This is a genomic window from Pseudomonas sp. UF-293, assembly GCF_058245595.1.
Map to the genome: position 1 here is coordinate 1 of NZ_JBSICA010000096.1, position 250 is coordinate 250.

1 protein-coding gene is annotated in these 250 nt (G+C 66.4%); it reads left to right on the forward strand.

All coding sequences use genetic code 11. The features are described from left to right. Positions 1-250, forward strand: a 250-nt coding sequence (locus AC4IHP_RS27920) for a hypothetical protein (RefSeq protein ID WP_490833298.1), incomplete at both ends; no start/stop codon positions are given.

The following is a 250-nucleotide window of genomic DNA, read 5'->3' on the forward strand; positions in this document are numbered from 1 at the left end:
GCCGGAGCCGATCCAGCCGGAGATTTTCCTGCACCTGACCGAAAGCCTGGCGCAGGAAACCAGCCTGATTCGTTTGCCGGCCGGCAAGGCCCCGGCCCGCCCGCTGTACCTGCTGCACATCAGCAGCGGACGCGGCGCCACCGGGGAAGTGAACACCGTGCATCATCGTCACCATCTGGAGATCGGGCGCGGCGCCGAGGCGGAAGTGATTGAACACTATGTCAGCCTGGGCGAGGCCGCGCACTTCACC